We start from the raw sequence: 18,820 nt of genomic DNA on the forward strand, positions 1-18,820 counted from the left end.
GCTCAAGAGGAGCTAACGGATATTCAAGATAACGCATAGACTAACACTTATGGCTGATACGAAAGAAAAGGCAAAAGGAAAAGCACCGAAAGCAAAGGTACAGGCTGAGCCAAAGTTTTCAAAGGAAACATACATGACGTGGTTTGAGCAAATGAAGCTCATGCGCCGTTTCGAGGAAAAAGCAGGTCAGTTATACGGTCAGCAGAAGATCAAAGGCTTCTGTCACTTGTATATCGGACAGGAGGCCTGTGCTGCCGGCGCTATCAGTGCGCTGACAAAAGACGACAAGTGGATTACAGCTTACCGTGACCACGCGCACCCACTGGGCTTGGGTACAGACCCGGGCGCTGTGATGGCGGAGCTTTTTGCAAAGGCAACAGGCTGTTCTAAAGGCAAAGGTGGCTCCATGCACATATTCGATAAAGAAGTAAACTTTATAGGTGGCCACGGTATTGTAGGAGCGCAGGTTCCCCTTGGTGCAGGTATCGCTTTCGCTGAGAAATACAACAAAACAGGCAACCTGTGCATTACCTATATGGGTGACGGTGCTGTGCGCCAGGGAGCTTTCCACGAGGCCCTGAACATGGCCATGACCTGGAAGCTGCCGGTGATTTTCGTGATTGAGAACAACGGGTATGCCATGGGTACTTCCGTGCAGCGTACGTCTAACGTAACAGAGCTTTACACCTTAGGCGAGGCCTACGATATGCCTTCTGAGCCGGTAAACGCCATGAGCGTGGAGGATGTGCACGAGGCTGTAGCGCGAGCCGCTGAGCGTGCGCGTGCCGGTGAAGGCCCAACGCTGCTGGAGTTCAGAACTTACCGCTACAAAGGCCACTCTATGTCTGACCCTGCTAAGTACAGAACAAAAGAAGAGCTGGAAGACTACAAAGGCAAAGACCCGATTGAGGCTGTAAGAGCCACTATCCTGCTGAATGAGTGGGCAACAGAAGAAGAGCTGGACGCGATTGATGATAAAATCAAAGAGCGTGTGGCGGATGCAGTACAATTTGCCGAGGACTCTCCTTATCCGGATCCTTCTGAACTCTACACCGACATCTATGTAGAGAAAGACTATCCTTATATCATGGACTAAGGCATAAATATTTCGAAATCAGGAATTAAAAATTATTATTTTGATGTTCAGGCATTAGGAATGTTGTCTAAAACAATTTTTAATTCCTAATTTTGAATTTATTATTTCATCATTACTAATGGCAAAAGAAACAGTTAAGAAGCACAACGAGTTTGAGGAGCTGGTTGAGAGTCCGGATGCATTGGCAGATCGTTTATCGCATTCAGAGGATTTCGTAAAGAAAAACAAGTCAAAACTACTCGGTGTCTTCGCCCTTATTGCTGCTATTGTTGTTGGTGGCTTCCTGTACTATAACTACCGAAGCACACAGAACCAGGAGGCACAGCAGGCCATGTTCCAGGCAGTCTATTATTTCGAGGCTGACTCACTGAACAAGGCTCTGAACGGCGACGGCCAGTATGAGGGCTTGCTGCAGATTGCAGACGAGTACAGTGGCACAGATGCAGGTAACTTAGCTAACTTTTATGCTGGTGTTGCACTGCTGAAGCAAGGCCAGTATGCAGAGGCTGCAGAGCGTTTGCGTGAGTTTGAATCAGATGATTACCTGATGCAGGCACGTGCCTATAGCTTAACCGGTGATGCTTTGCTGGAGCAGGGTCAGAATAGCGATGCAGCTGGCATGTATGTGAAAGCAGCAAACTACAACGAGAACCAATACTTTTCGCCACAGTACCTGATGAAAGCCGGTATTGCTTACGAAGCAGACAATAACTTTGCCTCTGCAACAGAGGTGTACGACAGAATCATCAAAGATTTTGCCGCATCTGCCGAAGTAACAGACGCCAAGAAGTATAAAGCCCGTGCCGAAATGCTGGCAGGAGGCAACAAATAGTATATACAGGCTTTAGGCCTATCATTAAAAAGCGCTTTTGAGCTGGTTAGCCAGACAGAAGCGCTTTTTTATTGTACGGCGGCATAGCTGCTGCTTTCCGTATACATTTCAAGGCTCCGTTGATTACTTGTAGAAAGCAGCGAACGGATGCTCCGGTTAAGAATTGAGTAAAGAAAAACGAGTAACGAAAAACATAACCAGCATGGCGACATCACTAAAAAATCTGAGTGAATACAACAAAGAAAACCTGAAGGATATCTCTGACAAGACATTTGGAATTGTGGTTTCAGAGTGGCACGACGATATTACCGGTACCCTTTGCCAGGGCGCTATAGATACACTGCTGGAGCATGGTGCCAAAAAAGAGAACATCTTCGTAAACACAGTACCCGGTAGTTTCGAACTGACGCTGGGAGCACAATTCCTGGCGCAGCAGGAGGAGATGGATGCCGTGATTTGCATCGGGGTAGTCATCAAAGGCGACACCAAGCACGACGACTATATCAATAATGCTGTAGCGCAGGGCATCACGCATGTATCCATGAAGTACAACAAACCCGTTTCCTTCGGGCTGGTTACCACTAACACGCTGGAGCAGGCGCTGGACAGGGCTGGAGGCAAGCACGGCAACAAAGGTGTGGAGGCAGCAGCGGCGGCTATCCGGATGCTGAGCTTTTAGCAGGCACTACTCAGTAAAGACATAATGCTGGCGCGAACTACAAGCTAATACCAGCGGAAGCTAAGTCAGGTGAACCTGTGAATGTGCAGGACAGGAAACATTAAAATAGAAGAGCCCCACCTCTGGTTTGAAGTGGGGCTCTTCTATTGAAGCGCTTCCGGTAACTTAGAAGGCATAGCCAACGGTTATTCCAGGTCTGAACCTGACACCGCTTCCTAAGATGCCTAATTTGTCTATGAGGCCGCGGTCAAAGTCTTCGTTCGTGCCTTTCTTCACATTAAGGCTGCCGCCGTTAACACCTATTCCAAAGAACAGGTCCAAGGAAATGCCGTTGTTAAAGATAAACTGATTACCGGCGGCTACACCGGCCCCTATGGGTTTGTAGGTTGCCTCATAGGTTTCTCCTTTTTCTTTGTCCTCCACTGTCAGTTCGTAGTTCAGCACGCGGCCATAGCCCGCAAGGTAGAACCCATCCGGAGCCTGTTCTGCAAAGTAGTAACGTATTTCCGGCGTAAAACCATAGCCTTTAAAATCAACATCCTTTACGCTGGCGCCTGTCGCATAAGCACCTAGCTGTGCACTGATTCTGGGGCTAAAAGCATGCTCCACAAAGCCTGAGGCCGTGAGCACAAAAGGGCTGAGCACATTCACTTTTAGCACAGTGCTGCGGTTATTGGCTGGTGCTGTTGTTCTGCGCTGGGCATTTGCAGGAGCCACTGCCACAAAAGCGAGCAGAAGCGACAAAACAGATAAAAGAGTAAATTTTTTCATGTAGGTAAATTTTGTAAAACGGGATATAAGCCTGAAACGGCAATAAGCCCAACAGCAACATTCGATCCAATAACAGCAAAACCGGCACGGTTATTATACAGCAGAATGTGAGGTGCTTATAAAGAATATAAAATTCCTTTATTTGTCACGACTGGTAGCAAAGTATGGATATTACTCTTATTTTTGCACGAAATTTAGGTTTAGTACTACTCAGCGGATCGGCGGTGGCAAAGAATTTGAAGCAATATATATAGCGGATTAAACTTAAATTCCTTTGTGGCTGTTATGCCGTTACACTAGAAAAAGAATCGAATTTTAGTTTACCAATACATAAAAATAGGTTAAAACTATAACCAGTTCTAAAAAAGTAGAATGAATACAAACGAAGAAAAACAGCGTTATTCCAGAGAGGAGTTAGCAGAGTTTGAGACTATTATTCAGGAGAAGCTGGTAAACGCCCGTAAAGAGGTTGCGTTCATCAAAGAAACCCTTAGCCGCCGCAACGACTCCGGTACTGATAACACCGCTTCGCCTACCAAGGTGCTGGAAGATGGTGCTGATACAGCTGAGAAGGAAAGCCTGAACCAGCTGGCCTCCCGCCAGATGAAGTTCATCCAGCAGTTGGAGAATGCCCTGATTCGCATAAAGAACGGCACTTACGGTGTTTGCATTGTAACAGGTAAGCTGATTCCGAAAGAAAGACTGCGTGCTGTACCGCACACACAGCACTCTATTGAGGCCAAGCTTCAGCGTAACGACTAATACCAGTACCTTTACTTTTACCACTTGAATATTCTGCAAAACCATATTCAGGCACTTGTTTTCTGTGCCCAATCGCCCATAAGCATTGAAGAAATCCAGCGCTGCTTACAGGAGTCGCTGGGAATGGAAGAGATATTAGTGAGCGATGTGCTGGAGGCTGTGGAAGGTATAAACGAGCAGCTCATGGAAGCGGGCTTCGCCTTTCAGATATACGCCATCGGCGGGGGCTATCAGTTCCTCACCAAGCCCGAGTACCAGGAGACGGTAAGCACTTATTTAAAGCATAAGTCAAAGAAAAAGCTGTCAGCGTCTTCGCTGGAGACGCTGGCAATTATTGCCTATAAGCAGCCGGTCACCAGATCGGCTGTAGAGCAAATACGTGGCGTGGGTTGCGACTACGCCATTCATAAACTCTTAGAGAAAGAGCTGATAGAAATAAAAGGCAAGGCCGACACCATTGGCAGACCCGTTTTGTACGGCACGTCTCAGAAGTTCATGGATTACTTCGGCATCAACCACATCAAAGATCTTCCGCAACTAAAAGATTTCGCCACCGAAGAGAACGTGATAGGCGAAACAGCCGACCAATAGTTCAGCATCCTTTTTTGAACTATAACGCACCCTTATTCCTTAATACTGCACACAAGAAAGGTACAGTAGCGATACTGCATCCATAATTATATTATAATGGCAAGAGATAACGAAAGACCTGACCGCGACAATGCAGGAGCAGGCAGAAGAGGCGCTGACAGAAATTATTCTGGCAGACCGGTAAACAACGACCGCGAAGGCAAAAAGATATTCAACAGACGAGACAAATCCGACCGTTCAGAAGACAGGGGTGAGCGCCGCTCCTTCGGTTCTGACAGGAGAGATAACGATAGAAGAGACTCCGGCGAACGCCGTTCCTTTAACTCAGACCGCCCGAACAGGGCAGGTAGCGACCGCAGGTCTTTCAATTCAGACCGCCCAGACAGACGCGAAGGCGGTGAAAGAAGATCTTTCGGCGACAGAAGGGAAGGCGGGGAGCGCAGACCGTTCAACGGCGACAGACCTGACAGAAGAGAAGGCGGCGAGAAACGTTCGTTCAATTCGGACCGACCTGAGAGACGCAGCAACGACAGAGGCGGCTTTAACTCCGACAGGAGAGATGACCGCCGTGGCGGTGAAAGAAGCGACCGTCGCTCTTTTGGCTCTGACAGGCGCGAAGGCGGCGAAGGACGATTTTTCGGCGATAGAAGAGAAGGTGGCGAAAAACGTTCCTTTGGCGCTGACAGAAGAGAGGGCGGCGAGAAACGTTCTTTTGGAAGCGACAGACCACGTCGTGATGAAGGAGAAAGAAGAAGCTTTGGCGCCGGAAGCAATGAAGGTGGTGAGCGTCGCTCTTTCGGACCGAAGCGTGAAGGCGGCGACAGAAAGCCGTTTGGTGCAGGCCGCAGAGAAGACAGTGACCGTGGATTCAGCCGCGAAGGCAAACCATCATTCGGCGAAAAGCGCAGCTTTGGAGGCGACAGAGGCGCTAAAGGCAAGAGCTTTGGCGACCGTGACCGCAGCAACAGCCGCTTTGGTGAAAGCAAGAGCGAGGCTCCGCAGACACCTAATTATAACCTGAGCCGCTACAAAGACAACCCACGCATCAAAAAGACCAACCGCAAGGAAGAAGGCGAAGACGATGGAACAATCCGTCTGAACCGCTTTATTGCGAACGCCGGTATTTGCTCCCGCCGTGAGGCTGACCTGCTGATTGAGGCTGGTGAGATAAAAGTGAACGGGGAAGTGGTAACGGAGATGGGCTATAAGGTACAACCGACTGACAATGTGCAGTACGGCAAAAAAATCCTGAACCGGGAGAAACTGGTGTATGTGCTGCTGAACAAGCCAAAGGATTTCTTGACAACCACCGATGATCCGGAAGGAAGAAAGACCGTGATGGACCTGGTTGCAGGTGCCTCTAATGAGCGTATCTTCCCGGTAGGCAGATTGGACCGCAACACAACAGGCCTGCTGCTTTTCACAAACGATGGAGAACTGGCACAAAAGCTGACGCACCCTTCTAACGGCATCAAGAAGATTTACCAGGTAGAGCTTGATAAGCCCCTGACCAAGGAAGACTTCAAGAAAATAGCAGAAGGTGTGGAGTTGGAAGACGGCAAAGCAGAAGTGGATGATGTTGCCATCCTGGGAGAGTCGAACAAATTTGTGGGGATAGAAATACACATTGGCCGCAACCGCATCGTGCGCCGTATTTTCGAGCACTTGGGTTATGAGGTGGTAACGCTGGACCGTGTGCAGTATGCCGGTCTCACAAAGAAAGACCTGCCGCGCAGCAACTGGCGCTACCTGACAGAAAAAGAAGTGGTTCGCCTGAAGTACTTCATGTAATTGTATGCGCAGCGCTGCCATCGATATAGGAAACACGGGTACAAAGTATGGCATCTTTGAAGGAGATGCCCTGGTGGAGCAAGGGTATTTCCAGGGGCTGGAACAGCTGCCGGAAGTGCTGCAAAATCAGACTTTTGACCATGCCATAGTTGCCTCGGTGGCCGCCAACGCACAAATTATACAGCAAAGGCTGTCTGTAACCGGTAAGTTCCTGGAGCTTACGGCGCAGACAGCCTTGCCTGTTTCTAATCTGTACAAAACGCCCCAGACACTGGGTGCTGACAGAATAGCAGGAGCTGCCGGTGCCCACTACTTTTTTCCGGGCCGCAATTGCCTGGTGTTTGATGCCGGCACCTGCATTACGCATGATTTTGTTGACAGCGATGGCAACTACCACGGCGGCGGCATTGCGTCAGGCCTGACTATGAAATTCAAAGCCCTGCATACTTTTACAGAGCGGCTGCCGTTAGTACAGCGGGTCGAAAGTGGCTTTCCGCTAACAGGGCAAAGCACCGAGGAGTCTATCCTGAGCGGGGTACTGACGGGTACTGTCGCAGAACTGAACGGCTTTATCCAGGCTTACACAGAAAAAGCTGCCGATCTGGTGGTTATACTTTGCGGAGGCGATGCAGGATTTTTTGAAAGTAAGTTAAAAGGACGCATCTTTGTGATTCCTGAATTGGTCTTAATCGGACTTCACAGAATATTGACACATAATGTATAAGACATTCCGAGTATTGATAGGCTTTGCGGCGCTATGTTTGGCGCACACCACCCAGGCACAGCTTATCAGCAATACCCCCTACTCCCGTTACGGATTGGGAGAGATAAATGAAAACTATGGCACTGTCCGGAACGCCGGTATGGCGGGTGCCGGTATCAGCGCAGCCAATAGTTATCAGCCAAACACTGCTAACCCGGCGCTGCTTTATTATAACAGCATTACCAACTTCACAATGGGTATTGCGGGGCAGGCAAAGAGGGTGAGCAGCGAGACCAGTTCCCAAATAAATGGCAATGGCAACCTGAATAACCTGTCGCTGTCAGTTCCGGTTACCAAGCGTTGGAGTTCAGCTGTGGGCTTGCGTCCCTTTTCTACTGTTAACTACCAGGTAAATGTTACGGATGGGGTGGAGGGCAACCCGCAGGCAACTATTTTCAGGGAGTATGTGGGCAATGGTGGCTTATCAGAAGCTTATTTTGCCCATGGCTTTAGAGTTGTTGGTGGGCTTACAGTGGGAGCCAGTGCCTCCTACATCTTCGGTAACATCGCGAATGAGTCTTCCAGCACAATATCTGACCCGGAGCAGGCAAACGTAGGCCAGGAGCGTGTAACAATAGTGGACCGCACCAGCTATAACGACTTTATTTTCAGAGCCGGTGCCAATTATCGCCAGAAAGTAACAGATAAACTGTTTTTGGGTGCCGGTGCCGTTTACAGCTTTGAATCTGTACTGGACGCCGAGCGCAAGTTAACGTACGAGCGCGTGACGCAGCCGGTATCTCCGGTGGACAGCGCACAAGGCAGTGTGACAGTACCGGCAAGCCTGAGAGCAGGTATCAGCATCGACAATGGCTCGAACCTGACTGTGGCAGCTGATTTTGCGAGTTACAAGTGGTCTGATTTCAAAAATTTTGAAGGCAACAATGGCGGTCTGGAAGACAGCTACCGTGTGGCAGTAGGTGCGGAGTTTACGCCCGATGCCACCGCTATAGATAGCTACTTCAAACGTATCATGTACCGTGGCGGCCTGTACTACGGCGAAACGCCTTATGTCCTGAATGGGCAGCGCATCACTGATAAAGGTGTGACGGTAGGAGCGACCCTGCCTATTGGCCGATCTACCTTGTACGACCTTTACCAGCTAAACGTTTCCATGGGCTACGGCCAGCGCGGCACCACCGATCATGGCCTGGTGAAGGAGGATTACCTGCAGTTTGGTTTAGAATTCACCGTAAACAGCAGGTGGTTTATCAAACGTAGAATTGAGTAAAAGCATGCTTACAGCTTATCATGCAAAAAAGGCCGTCTATACAGCGGCCTTTTTTGCATGATACACCTGCCAGTTCCGGATGATTATCTGTTTCAGCACAGATTTTGCTAACTTACCACATATCACCAGATTGATTTAAACAATGCGAAAAGCATGGATAGCCGGATTAGTGGTTTTAATGACCACTCTAGGGTTTGGCTGTAAAGATGACTTAAAAGACCCCGATAAGGAGCAAAAGTATACAGGGCCAACTATGGAGAACCATGATGTCATTACCCTCTATAGCGACTCTGCCAAGCTGTTGGTAAAACTACAGGCACCCGTGCAGCAGGAGTTCGAGAGCGGCGACGGTGTTTTTCCGGAAGGCCTTTTTGTTGAGTTTTACGAGCAGGGGGAGCATGTTACCTCTACCCTGAAGGCGAACTATGGGAAACAGGACCGTAACCAGAACCTTTTCGAGGCGCGTGGCAATGTGGTGGTGAACAACCTGAAGAAGCAGGAGAAACTGGAGACAGAAGAACTGTACTGGGACAGGCGAAAGGCCCGCATCTATACAGACAAGATGGTGAAGATAACATCACCGGAAGAAGTGGTGATAGGGCAGGGGCTCGAGGCAAATCAGGATTTCTCGAATTACAGAATCCGGAAAGTAACCGGCCAATTCAATCTGAAAGAATAATGAACCAAAGACTTATAAATATTATTCTATTATCGTTGTCATTCGTGGTGATGGTTATCGGTGCACACCGCAGTATGGTGGAAGATGATGTTATCGGTAACTATTGGCTCTTTATGATTGGTCTGGTGCTGTATATGCTGTATTATTACCGCAAAAAAAGGAACGGCGCCTGATTATTTTGGTTTGAACACTTATAATGATAGACCCCAGTCAGATTATTATATTAATTATCGCACTCCTGTTCTCAGCCTTTTTCTCTGGTATTGAGATGGCCTTTATGGCTGCCAACAAAATCCAGATTGAGCTGAACGAGAAAAACGGGGTGCTATCGGGGCGTATCCTGAGCTTTCTGCTAAGGCGCCCTGCCCGCCTGATGGGCACCACACTCATCGGCAATACCCTGGCATTGGTGCTGTATGGCCTGGCCATTGCCAGTGTGCTGAATCAGCTGTTCTCAATGTACCTGCCCGATACCATGCAGTTCAGCTTTCTGGTGCTCTTGCTGCAGATAGTCGTGGCTTCGGTGGTGGTGTTGCTGACTGCAGAATTCTTACCCCGCAGTCTTTTTGCCGTTAACCCTAACCGCATGCTGCAGGTGCTGGCTGTGCCCATCCTGTTGGTGTATTACCTGCTCTACCCGGTGGTGTTCCTGGTTGTGGGCCTGAGCAAATGGGTGGCAGAAAAATTTTTCAGGATTGAGTTCTCAGAAGAGAAGCCGGTATTTGGCTTCACAGATTTAAATGCGTTTATCAAGAACCACCTTTACCACCCGGAACAGGAAGATGCTCCCGAGGTAGATCCGCTCATCTTCCATAATGTGCTTGATTTTAAAACGGTAAAGGTGCGGGAGTGTATGGTGCCGCGCACCGAGATAAAGGCGGTAGATGTGGAGAGTACTGTAGAGGAACTGGGGCAGGCCTTTGTGAAAACAGGGCACTCTAAAATCCTCATTTACGAAGACTCTATTGATAACATCATCGGCTATTGCCATCAACTGGCGATGTTTAAGCAACCCCGCACTATTTCTGAAATACTGGGGCCGGTGAGCATGGTGCCGGAAAGTATGCTGGCCAGCGAGCTGTTCGTGAAGTTTGTTTCCGAGCACCGCAGTGTGGCTGTGGTAGTAGACGAATTTGGAGGCACATCCGGTATCGTAACGGTAGAGGATGTGATAGAGGAAATATTCGGGGAGATAGAAGACGAGTACGATGTGAGCCAGCGTTTACTGGAGCAGGTGCTGCCGGAGAAAGGCATCTACTTCCTGAGTGGTCGCCACGAGATCGACTATCTGAACGGGAAGTATAATCTGGCTTTGCCAGAGGGTGATTATGAAACGTTAGGCGGATTAATTTTGTCTGTATTCGGAGAGATACCTCTTCCGGGTGACGAGGTGGTTGTGCCACCCTTCACCATCAGGGTCCTCACAATGGATGAGAACCGCATCGATGCCGTGAAGCTTGTTAAAAACACAGATTCTCAGGCAGATGCTGCAAACTAAACTGGAAGATAAAAATTTTGAATTTTAGCACGATTAACCTTATTTTGCACAATCCTTTTATATTTTAAATAAAGAATGGCATTAATTAACAAGATTAGAGAGAAGTCTGGTTGGGCTGTAGGCGCCATTGCAATAGGGCTTGGCGTTTTTGTAGTAGGCGGCGACCTGCTCGGTCCTAACTCAAGGCTTCTGGGTAACGATACAACCACAGTTGGCGAAATAGCCGGTGAAGAAATCGATTATCAGGAATTCGACCAGGTGCTGCAGCAGGTTAAGGCTGATTATGAGGGTCGGACTGGCAGGGCTGCAAACGAAGGTGAGTTAGCAATGCTGCGTGAGCAGGCCTGGAACCAGCTAATCTTTAAAATTGCGCTTCAGAAAGAATATGACCGCCTTGGTTTAGAGGTAACAGAAGAGGAGCTGGCGGATATGGTGCAGGGTAACAACATACACCCGGCTGTGCGCCAGGCGTTCACAAACCCGCAGACAGGTGAGTTCGATCGCAACCAGGTAGTGCAGTACCTGCAGAACCTGGATCAGATGGGCCCGAACGCCCGTCCGATGTGGGTTAACTTCGAGCAGAGCATCTACGCTGATCGCCTGCAGTCGAAGTACATGAACCTGCTGACTAAAACAGTATACATCACAGACGCCGAGGCTAAGAATTACTATCAGGCACAAAATGCTGCTGCCAGTATCAAAGCTTTGTTCGTGCCTTACTTTAGCGTTTCTGACTCAGCAGTGCAGGTAACAGACGCGCAGCTGCAGGATTACTACGACCGCAACAAAGAATTATATAAAGTTGACGAAGGACGCTCCATTGAGTTTGTAACCGTTCCGGTGAATGCCTCTCCTGAAGATACGACTTACCTGAATCAGGAAATCAGCACCATCAAGCAGCAGTTTGCTGCGGCAACGAACGACTCAGCTTTTGTTAACGCAAACTCGGATGCTCCTTTTGATGGTACTTACCGCAACCCGGGTGAACTGCCTGATCAGCTACGCAACCAGTTGCCGTTAGAAGAAGGTAAAGTTTATGGACCATACACTCAGAACGGTACCATCGCGCTTTTCAAAGTAACGGATGCCAGAGAATCAGATGCAAGTGCTGTAAGAGCAAGCCACATTCTGATTAAGCCGGAAAACGATACGCCAGAGGCTAAGGCTGCTGCTCAGGCGAAAGCACAGGACGTGCTGACACAGATCAGGAACGGTGCTGACTTTGCACAGATGGCTGCACAGCATGGTTCAGACGGTACAGCCTCTACAGGTGGTGATTTAGGTTGGTTTGAGCAGGGCCGAATGGTATCAGCGTTCGACCAGGCAGTGTTCAACTACTCAGGCACAGGCTTGTTACCAAACCTGGTAGAGACAGAGTACGGTTACCACATTGTGAAAGTAACTGCTCCTAAAACAAACCAGAAGTATCAGGTTGCTGGTGTGTTCCGCGCTATTGAGCCAAGTGAGTCTACACGTGATGCAGCTTATGCGGTTGCCGATGAGTTATCCGGTACAAGTGATAACGCAGAAGAGTTCAGAGAAAACGCTGCAAAAAACCCGGCGCTCGTGAAAGAAGAAGCAACTGCCATTGGTAAAAACAACGTCGTTGTGAACAACCTGAACAACGCGCGTGAACTGGTGCGTTGGGCGTATGCCAAAGACACTGACGTAGGTGATGTGTCTCCGGTATTCGAAATTGAAGACCAGTTTGTGGTAGCCACTTTAACTAACAAGCGTGAGAAAGGCTATGCAAAAGTGGCAGATGTACGTGAGGAATTGACTGCCGCTGTACGTAACGAACTAAAGGCAAAGCAAATCATTGCAAAACTGCAGGGCCAGCAAGGCACTTTAGACCAGATTGCCGCCAGCTATGGCCCGGATGCAACGGTCAGAACTGCCGATAACGTGACGTTCGCCTCTGCTGCTATACCTGGTTTAGGTGTGGAGCCAGTGGCTGTTGGAAAAGCTTTTGGCTTGCAGCCAGGTGCCCGCACAGCCCCGTTTGAAGGCCAGAGTGGCGTGCTGATGGTAGAGCTGACGCAAATGAATCCTGCACCAGAGATCAACGACCTCTCTAACGTGAAAGAGCAGCTGCGCAACACCCGTACCAACAGTGTGCAGAACAACGCTTTCGAAGCTATCAGAGAAAAAGCTGATATAAAAGACAACCGCGTTAGGTTCTTCTAACCTCAAAAGAACATAGAAAGGAAAAGCCACTCCCCACAGAGTGGCTTTTCCTTTTTACAGCTGCCTTGTTCTGCTATCTGCTTTGAGAGAACAGAACAGATAACGGCTTGCACAAGCACTATATCAGAAAAAGTTTAAACTGATTTAGTATATTCATAGTTAAGAAGAAGTATCAGAGCAAGTTAACCGGTACCACCTGGTTCACTCCTGGTGAGTCAATCATCAAAGTCTTACTTCAGGCACATATTAACAAGCGCTACCTCATCGTTTCAAGAGAACTATGCTAACAAAACTATACCATACCTTCCTGCTCTCGCTGCTAATGTTGGTAGCGGTTCCAGTGGCACAGGCACAGCACCAGGACCTGGAGCTGGCACGCCAGTACTTAAGCCAGGGCGATTATGATAAAGCCGAATCCCTGTACAGCAAGCTGATAGACGAACAGCGGCTGTTTAATGTGGTATATCCGGATTATCTGAAAGTGCTGCTGGCGCAGCGCAACTATAAAGAAGCGGAGAAGTTGGTAAAGAAAACAATCAAGCGCTTCCCCGGGAACCCCGGCTATGAGGTGGACTTAGGTATGGTGCACCAGGCTGCCGGAGACAAAGCTGCTGCTGGTAAACAGTACAATAACTTACTGCAAAACCTGAAGCCAGAGGGGGTAATAGCCCTGGCCAGTGCTTTTATACAGAATGAGCTTTACGACTATGCTGAGAAGGCTTACCTGCGTGGCCGCCAGTTAAACAACGACCCTATGGCCTATAACCGGTCGCTGATTTCGCTGTACATGTACCGCCAGAAAACGGAGCCTTTGATTTCCGAAGCTTTAAGCCTGGTGCAGGCGGATGAAAAAGAGCTGGGTTATGTGCAGAACATGCTTCAGAACAGTATGCGGGAGGAGGAAAACTTTGATGCGCTGGAGAAAGAACTAATCCTGAAGGTGCAGCAGCACCCTGATAAGCTGGCTTTTAATGAGCTGCTTATCTGGCTGTATGTGCAGCGTCGCGATTTTTACGGTGCGCTGTTACAGGCGCGGGCTGTTGACAAACGTACCCGCAGCGGTGGTACCCGTGTAATGGAGCTGGGCGCTATCAGCCTGAAGAACAAAGACTATCAGGGTGCTATAGAGGCCTATGAGTATATTGTGCAGGAGTACCCGGAGGGGCCGTACTACCTGGTAGCACGGCAGCGCCTGATAAATGCCCGCGAAGAGCAGGTGCAGAATACTTTTCCGGTAAGCGAAGAGAAAATTCAGGCCTTGCTGGCAGATTACGAGGCGCTCCTGAATGAAGTAGGCCGCAAGCCTGAAACAGTAGAGGTACTGCAGCATATGGCTGCTTTGTATGCTTTCCACCTGGATGACAAGGAGAAAGCCATTGCCCTGCTGCAGGAGGCCATCAGCATGCCCCGTGCGAACACCAGCCTGGTGGCAGACAGCAAGCTGACTTTAGGGGATATCTACCTGCTTAAGGGGGAGCCCTGGGAAAGTACCCTTCTTTACTCGCAGGTGGAGAAGTCACACAAGGAGACACCAATCGGGCACGAAGCGAAGCTGCGCAACGCCCGCCTGAACTATTACAAAGGCGACTTTGAACTGGCACAGGCCCACCTTGATATCCTAAAGCTGGCCACCAGCCGTGAGATTGCCAACGATGCCATGGACCTGAGCCTGCTGATTACAGATAATACCGGCCTCGACACCTCTACGGTGGCCATGGAGGCCTACGCTGCCATTGAGTTGCTGGTGTTCCAGAACAAACTGGAAGAGGCACAGGCGGCGTTGGATGCCATGCTGCAGCAGTTCCCGGGGCACAGCCTGACGGATGAGATATACTTCCAGAAGGCCAGCATCTATGAGCGCACCGGGGACTTTGGGAAAGCCGTAGAAAATCTTCAGAAGATTGTGAACGACTCCAAAGTGGACATCCTAAGCGATGATGCTTTGTTTAAACTGGCTTTTATTTACGAGGAGAACCTGCAGGAGAAAGAGAAGGCACAGCAGCTGTATAATGACCTGCTGGTAAAGCACCAAGGTAGTATTTATGCGGCAGAAGCCCGTAAGCGTTTCCGTAAATTGCGCGGTGATGCCGTAAATTAAAGGGCTGAGCCCGAGGGACTAGCCAAAAAAGATGATAAGAATCAGGATGAAAAGGATGAAGAACCCATACATAATCAGGTCAAGCGAGTAGTTCTTATACTTTTCAAAAAGCTCCTTAATTCGTTTCACGTCTTATCCTGTAGTACCACAGCAAAAATAAGAATTTTAAGGCGAAGGTGAGCGTTGCATGCCTGTGGCTTCGCTCATAATCCTCGAAAAAAAGCTACCTTTGCAACCAAACGAAAGTAGTGTAGCAGCAGCATATGGAGAAAAGGTGGGTATATAGCGAGGCGCCGCCGGCGGAGGTAGTAGAGGGTTTGTCAGAAAGTCTTAAAATCAGCCCTACCTTAGCCAGCATACTCTGCCAGCGTGGCATCTGCACCTTTGAAGAAGCAAAGGCCTATTTTCGCCCCTCCCTCTCCGCCCTGCACGACCCCTTCCTGATGAAGGGCATGGACAAGGCAGTAGACAGACTGAACGAGGCCCTGCACAAGAGCGAGAAGATACTGGTGTACGGCGACTATGACGTGGATGGCACGACCTCTGTGGCGCTGATGTACAGCTTCCTGCGCAATTATACCCATCAGATAGATTTCTACATTCCGGACAGGTATAAAGAAGGCTATGGCGTATCGCAGCAGGGAATAGACTGGGCAGCAGAAAACGGCGTCAAGCTTATCATCAGCCTCGACTGCGGTATCAAATCTGCTGATAAAGTGGCTGATGCAAAAGAGAAAGGCATTGACTTTATTATCTGCGACCATCACTTGCCAGACGATGACGTGCCGCAGGCAGTGGCTGTGCTCGACCCGAAGCAGGTGGACTGCCCTTACCCATACAAAGAACTATCGGGTTGTGGCGTAGGCTTTAAATTGGCGCAGGCTTTCTGCATGCAGAACGACATTGACCAGGAAGAGGCATTTAAGATGCTGGATCTGCTGGTAGTAAGCATTGCGGCAGACATTGTGCCGATTACGGGCGAGAACCGTATTTTGGCGCATTTCGGGCTGCGCCACCTGAACGGGCCGCAGCCGATGCGCCCGGGGCTGGAGGCGCTGAAGGAATTGGCTGCTATCAATTACGAGATGGACATCACCAGCATTGTGTTTGGCTTTGCGCCGCGCATCAATGCCGCGGGGCGTATGGGAGATGCCAAGAACTCTGTGCGCATGCTGCTGGCTCAGACAAAGGATGAGGCTTTCCGGATGGCATCCATTATCAATGAGTCAAACAAAGAGCGCCGCACCAAAGACACCGACATCACCAAAGAGGCGCTGCAGATGATTGAAGAGGATGATTTTCTGCGTTCAGCCAACTCTACTGTGCTGTTTAAGGAGACGTGGCATAAAGGTGTGATTGGTATTGTTGCCTCCCGCTGTATCGAAAAATATTACCGCCCTACCATTATTCTTACCCAATCCAACGGCATGGCATCAGGCTCTGCGCGTTCGGTGCACGGGTTCAATGTGCACAATGCCATAGAGAGCTGTGCTGATTTGCTGGAGCAGTTTGGAGGGCACATGTATGCGGCAGGCCTTACGCTGCCTGTAGAGAATGTGCAGGCCTTCCGGGAGCGTTTTGAGGAGGTAGTGGCCAGCACCATTACCGCAGAGCAGAAAATCCCGCAGATACAGATAGACGGTAAAATAGAGCTGAAGCAGATAACCCGGAACTTCTACAATATCATCCGGCAGATGGAGCCTTTCGGGCCCGGTAACATGGGGCCAGTGTTCGAGTCTGAATGCGTGTATGATACAGGCAGCGTGCGCGTAGTGGGCGATACACACCTGAAGCTGCGCCTGACACAGGATGGTTTCAATACCATTGATGCCATTGGCTTTGGCCTCAGCGACCACTATAAAGCCATCTCCAAGGGTATCCCGTTCGATGTGTGTTATACAGTTGAGGAAAACGTATACCGTGGCGTTATTTCACTGCAACTCCGCATAAAAGATATTCGGATAAGGTAGAGAGATTACAGCGTTCCTTGCCTTTAGTTTCTGCTGCTGGCTGATCCGGCACGGAGCACGCACATTCCGGAAACGAATAATTAACCACCCATAACGAATAGCAATCCCAGGCCTACGGCAGCGGTTGTATATGCTTCAGCTGCTTCAGGGGGCTTACCTGGTTTTCTGAGGCCATCAGGTCAGGGATGCACAGCCGGCTTAAAGTTTCAATGTCTCCGAGAAAGAAGTTCATGTCCACGGCTGTTTTGATGCCTGTTATCCTGCCCTTGTCCGTGTGTTGCCAGAACATCCAGCTATCGGTGTGGTGTACCTCCGGTTGCACAGGGCTATAGCGGGCAATCCAGAAGTGATAGCCTTGAAAGTGCCCCTGCAAATAACGGCGGTAGTAATTCTGACTGGTGTAAATGATAGGCTTTACGCCGTAATGTGCTGTTACGGCCTCTAACCAGGTATGAATGCTCTCGCGCAGCCGCGCAGGGCTTACTTCCGGGTCTGATACCTCTACGTCCAGCACGGGTGGCAGGTCGCCGGGTTCCAGCACTACGGAGTTCGTAAAGAGCTCGATCTGGCACTGTACGGGAGCCAGTGGCTTAAAAAAATGATAAGCTCCCCGCCGGACGCCGTTGCGTTTCGACTCACTCCAGTTGCGCGAGAAAAAAGGATCTTGCCTGAAGTCACCCTCTGTTGCCTTGATAAAGGAAAAGGCGATCTCCTCCTCTTTTACCAGTTCCCAGTTTATGTCTCTTTGCCACCTCGACACATCAATGCCCTTTAGTGTGGCATTAGCCGGGCTACTGCTGGTGGTGCCAGGCTTGGTAGGGTCGTTGTTCGTGATTTCAGTAGGAGCAGACGCCATACCGGTATATCCTGCTAAAAGTAGCAGGCCTGAAAGAGCCAGATGCCGGCATACCGGTAAGATTGAAAACAGCGACATAATTAATGTTCTGAGATAAGCGAGTTATAAGTTATATATTAATACAGGCTTATACAATATTTAGTAAAAAGTATTATAAAGAATATTAGTTCCATATTAATAGAATATTCTAGATATAAAGCGTTAAGGTAGTGGCTGGTAACGGCACACCAACACGTTGCAGGATGCAGCCTTAATGCGTAATTTAGCCACGATGATACTGAGAGCAGAAAACCTGATAAAAAAGTACAAATCACGCACGGTTGTAAACGATGTGAGCGTGGAGGTAAACCAAGGGGAGATTGTAGGATTGCTGGGCCCGAATGGTGCCGGTAAAACCACCTCCTTTTATATGATTGTAGGGTTGGTGAAGCCCAATACCGGGAAGATATACCTGGACAAGGAAGACATTACAGACCTGCCAATGTACAAGCGCGCAAAGCGCGGCGTGGGGTATCTGGCGCAGGAGGCATCTGTTTTCCGGCAGTTAACGGTAGAGGAGAACATCAAGGCCGTACTGGAAATGACAAAACTGTCCAAAAAAGAGCAGCATGAAAAGGTAGAGGATCTGCTGGAAGAATTCTCTCTGACACACGTGCGGAACAACAAAGGCATTGTGCTATCGGGAGGAGAGCGCCGCCGCACCGAGATTGCCCGCGCCCTCGCCGTAGACCCCAAATTCGTGTTGCTGGATGAGCCCTTTGCCGGCGTAGACCCTATTGCCGTAGAGGAAATACAAAGCATCGTGGCCAAGCTGAAAAGCAAGAACATCGGTATCCTCATCACGGACCACAACGTAAACGAAACCCTGTCCATTACAGATCGTGCCTATCTGCTCTTTGAAGGGAAGATCCTGAAATCAGGAACTGCAGAAGAACTGGCCGCCGATGAGCAGGTGCGTCGCGTATACTTAGGCAAGCACTTTGAGCTGAAGCGGAAGATCTAATTGCTGATTGTTA

General features: G+C 49.4%; 17 protein-coding genes. 15 read left to right on the forward strand and 2 right to left on the reverse strand.

Annotated elements, in window-relative coordinates:
* Positions 1-49: 49 nt before the first annotated feature.
* The 3 genes from pdhA (at position 50) to ribH (ending at position 2,607) form a co-directional block, all read left to right on the forward strand.
* Positions 50-1,096 carry a pyruvate dehydrogenase (acetyl-transferring) E1 component subunit alpha gene (gene pdhA / locus ACYVB1_RS21985; RefSeq protein WP_460925971.1) on the forward strand — a complete coding sequence of 349 codons (1,047 nt, stop codon included), beginning with the start codon at positions 50-52 and terminating at the stop codon, positions 1,094-1,096.
* Between the two features lie 118 nt (positions 1,097-1,214).
* Positions 1,215-1,928, forward strand: a complete 714-nt coding sequence (locus ACYVB1_RS21990) for a tetratricopeptide repeat protein (protein ID WP_460925972.1) — start codon at positions 1,215-1,217, stop codon at positions 1,926-1,928.
* A gap of 202 nt (positions 1,929-2,130) precedes the next feature.
* Positions 2,131-2,607, forward strand: coding sequence for a 6,7-dimethyl-8-ribityllumazine synthase (ribH, locus tag ACYVB1_RS21995; RefSeq protein WP_460925973.1), 477 nt, complete (start codon positions 2,131-2,133; stop codon positions 2,605-2,607).
* A gap of 165 nt (positions 2,608-2,772) precedes the next feature.
* On the opposite strand, the gene ACYVB1_RS22000 is transcribed toward ribH, so the two are convergent.
* Complete coding sequence (locus tag ACYVB1_RS22000) at positions 2,773-3,378, reverse strand: DUF3575 domain-containing protein (RefSeq protein ID WP_460925974.1); 606 nt, start codon at positions 3,376-3,378, stop codon at positions 2,773-2,775.
* A 372-nt stretch (positions 3,379-3,750) separates the two neighbouring features.
* On the opposite strand from ACYVB1_RS22000, the gene ACYVB1_RS22005 reads away from it, so the two are divergent.
* From ACYVB1_RS22005 to recJ, 11 genes are all read left to right on the forward strand, one after another.
* Positions 3,751-4,140, forward strand: a complete 390-nt coding sequence (locus ACYVB1_RS22005; RefSeq protein ID WP_460925975.1) for a TraR/DksA family transcriptional regulator — start codon at positions 3,751-3,753, stop codon at positions 4,138-4,140.
* A 24-nt stretch (positions 4,141-4,164) separates the two neighbouring features.
* The gene (scpB, locus tag ACYVB1_RS22010) at positions 4,165-4,731 is read left to right on the forward strand and encodes an SMC-Scp complex subunit ScpB (RefSeq protein ID WP_460925976.1); all 567 of its coding nucleotides are present in this window, start codon (positions 4,165-4,167) and stop codon (positions 4,729-4,731) included.
* A 96-nt stretch (positions 4,732-4,827) separates the two neighbouring features.
* Complete coding sequence (locus ACYVB1_RS22015; RefSeq protein WP_460925977.1) at positions 4,828-6,522, forward strand: pseudouridine synthase; 1,695 nt, start codon at positions 4,828-4,830, stop codon at positions 6,520-6,522.
* 4 nt (positions 6,523-6,526) lie between these two features.
* The gene (locus ACYVB1_RS22020; RefSeq protein ID WP_460925978.1) at positions 6,527-7,246 is read left to right on the forward strand and encodes a type III pantothenate kinase; all 720 of its coding nucleotides are present in this window, start codon (positions 6,527-6,529) and stop codon (positions 7,244-7,246) included.
* Positions 7,239-8,516, forward strand: a complete 1,278-nt coding sequence (locus tag ACYVB1_RS22025) for a hypothetical protein (protein WP_460925979.1) — start codon at positions 7,239-7,241, stop codon at positions 8,514-8,516. Before ACYVB1_RS22020 ends, ACYVB1_RS22025 begins: the two co-directional genes overlap by 8 nt.
* Before the next feature lie 142 nt (positions 8,517-8,658).
* On the forward strand, positions 8,659-9,195 hold the full coding sequence (lptC, locus tag ACYVB1_RS22030; protein WP_460925980.1) for an LPS export ABC transporter periplasmic protein LptC: 537 nt from the start codon (positions 8,659-8,661) through the stop codon (positions 9,193-9,195).
* Positions 9,195-9,368, forward strand: a complete 174-nt coding sequence (locus ACYVB1_RS22035) for a hypothetical protein (protein WP_460925981.1) — start codon at positions 9,195-9,197, stop codon at positions 9,366-9,368. The genes lptC and ACYVB1_RS22035 overlap by 1 nt, the downstream gene beginning before the upstream one ends.
* 23 nt (positions 9,369-9,391) lie before the next feature.
* Positions 9,392-10,693: a hemolysin family protein gene (locus ACYVB1_RS22040; protein ID WP_460925982.1), complete on the forward strand. Its 1,302-nt coding sequence runs from the start codon at positions 9,392-9,394 to the stop codon at positions 10,691-10,693.
* A gap of 75 nt (positions 10,694-10,768) precedes the next feature.
* Positions 10,769-12,880 carry a peptidylprolyl isomerase gene (locus tag ACYVB1_RS22045; RefSeq protein WP_460925983.1) on the forward strand — a complete coding sequence of 704 codons (2,112 nt, stop codon included), beginning with the start codon at positions 10,769-10,771 and terminating at the stop codon, positions 12,878-12,880.
* A 280-nt stretch (positions 12,881-13,160) separates the two neighbouring features.
* The gene (locus tag ACYVB1_RS22050) at positions 13,161-14,978 is read left to right on the forward strand and encodes a tetratricopeptide repeat protein (protein WP_460925984.1); all 1,818 of its coding nucleotides are present in this window, start codon (positions 13,161-13,163) and stop codon (positions 14,976-14,978) included.
* A gap of 263 nt (positions 14,979-15,241) precedes the next feature.
* Positions 15,242-16,948, forward strand: coding sequence for a single-stranded-DNA-specific exonuclease RecJ (gene recJ / locus ACYVB1_RS22055; protein WP_460925985.1), 1,707 nt, complete (start codon positions 15,242-15,244; stop codon positions 16,946-16,948).
* A 112-nt stretch (positions 16,949-17,060) separates the two neighbouring features.
* Here the strand turns inward: recJ and ACYVB1_RS22060 are convergent, their stop codons facing one another.
* Positions 17,061-17,882: a glycoside hydrolase family 25 protein gene (locus ACYVB1_RS22060; protein ID WP_460925986.1), complete on the reverse strand. Its 822-nt coding sequence runs from the start codon at positions 17,880-17,882 to the stop codon at positions 17,061-17,063.
* Positions 17,883-18,075: 193 nt separating this feature from the next.
* On the opposite strand from ACYVB1_RS22060, the gene lptB reads away from it, so the two are divergent.
* Entirely contained in the window at positions 18,076-18,807 is a 732-nt protein-coding gene (gene lptB / locus ACYVB1_RS22065) for an LPS export ABC transporter ATP-binding protein (protein WP_460926079.1), read from the forward strand.
* Positions 18,808-18,820: the final 13 nt, after the last annotated feature.

The sequence above is a fragment of the Pontibacter brevis genome (assembly GCF_054779655.1).

Coding starts and splice junctions, on each gene's coding strand:
- ACYVB1_RS22045 (WP_460925983.1), top strand. CDS start 10,769: ATGGCATTAATTAACAAGATTAGAGAGAAGTCTGGTTGGGCTGTAGGC.
- ACYVB1_RS22000 (WP_460925974.1), bottom strand. CDS start 3,378: ATGAAAAAATTTACTCTTTTATCTGTTTTGTCGCTTCTGCTCGCTTTT.
- lptB (WP_460926079.1), top strand. CDS start 18,076: ATGATACTGAGAGCAGAAAACCTGATAAAAAAGTACAAATCACGCACG.
- pdhA (WP_460925971.1), top strand. CDS start 50: ATGGCTGATACGAAAGAAAAGGCAAAAGGAAAAGCACCGAAAGCAAAG.
- lptC (WP_460925980.1), top strand. CDS start 8,659: ATGCGAAAAGCATGGATAGCCGGATTAGTGGTTTTAATGACCACTCTA.
- ACYVB1_RS22050 (WP_460925984.1), top strand. CDS start 13,161: ATGCTAACAAAACTATACCATACCTTCCTGCTCTCGCTGCTAATGTTG.
- ACYVB1_RS22025 (WP_460925979.1), top strand. CDS start 7,239: ATGTATAAGACATTCCGAGTATTGATAGGCTTTGCGGCGCTATGTTTG.
- ACYVB1_RS21990 (WP_460925972.1), top strand. CDS start 1,215: ATGGCAAAAGAAACAGTTAAGAAGCACAACGAGTTTGAGGAGCTGGTT.
- ACYVB1_RS22035 (WP_460925981.1), top strand. CDS start 9,195: ATGAACCAAAGACTTATAAATATTATTCTATTATCGTTGTCATTCGTG.
- ACYVB1_RS22060 (WP_460925986.1), bottom strand. CDS start 17,882: ATGTCGCTGTTTTCAATCTTACCGGTATGCCGGCATCTGGCTCTTTCA.
- ACYVB1_RS22015 (WP_460925977.1), top strand. CDS start 4,828: ATGGCAAGAGATAACGAAAGACCTGACCGCGACAATGCAGGAGCAGGC.
- recJ (WP_460925985.1), top strand. CDS start 15,242: ATGGAGAAAAGGTGGGTATATAGCGAGGCGCCGCCGGCGGAGGTAGTA.
- ACYVB1_RS22040 (WP_460925982.1), top strand. CDS start 9,392: ATGATAGACCCCAGTCAGATTATTATATTAATTATCGCACTCCTGTTC.
- ACYVB1_RS22005 (WP_460925975.1), top strand. CDS start 3,751: ATGAATACAAACGAAGAAAAACAGCGTTATTCCAGAGAGGAGTTAGCA.
- ACYVB1_RS22020 (WP_460925978.1), top strand. CDS start 6,527: ATGCGCAGCGCTGCCATCGATATAGGAAACACGGGTACAAAGTATGGC.
- ribH (WP_460925973.1), top strand. CDS start 2,131: ATGGCGACATCACTAAAAAATCTGAGTGAATACAACAAAGAAAACCTG.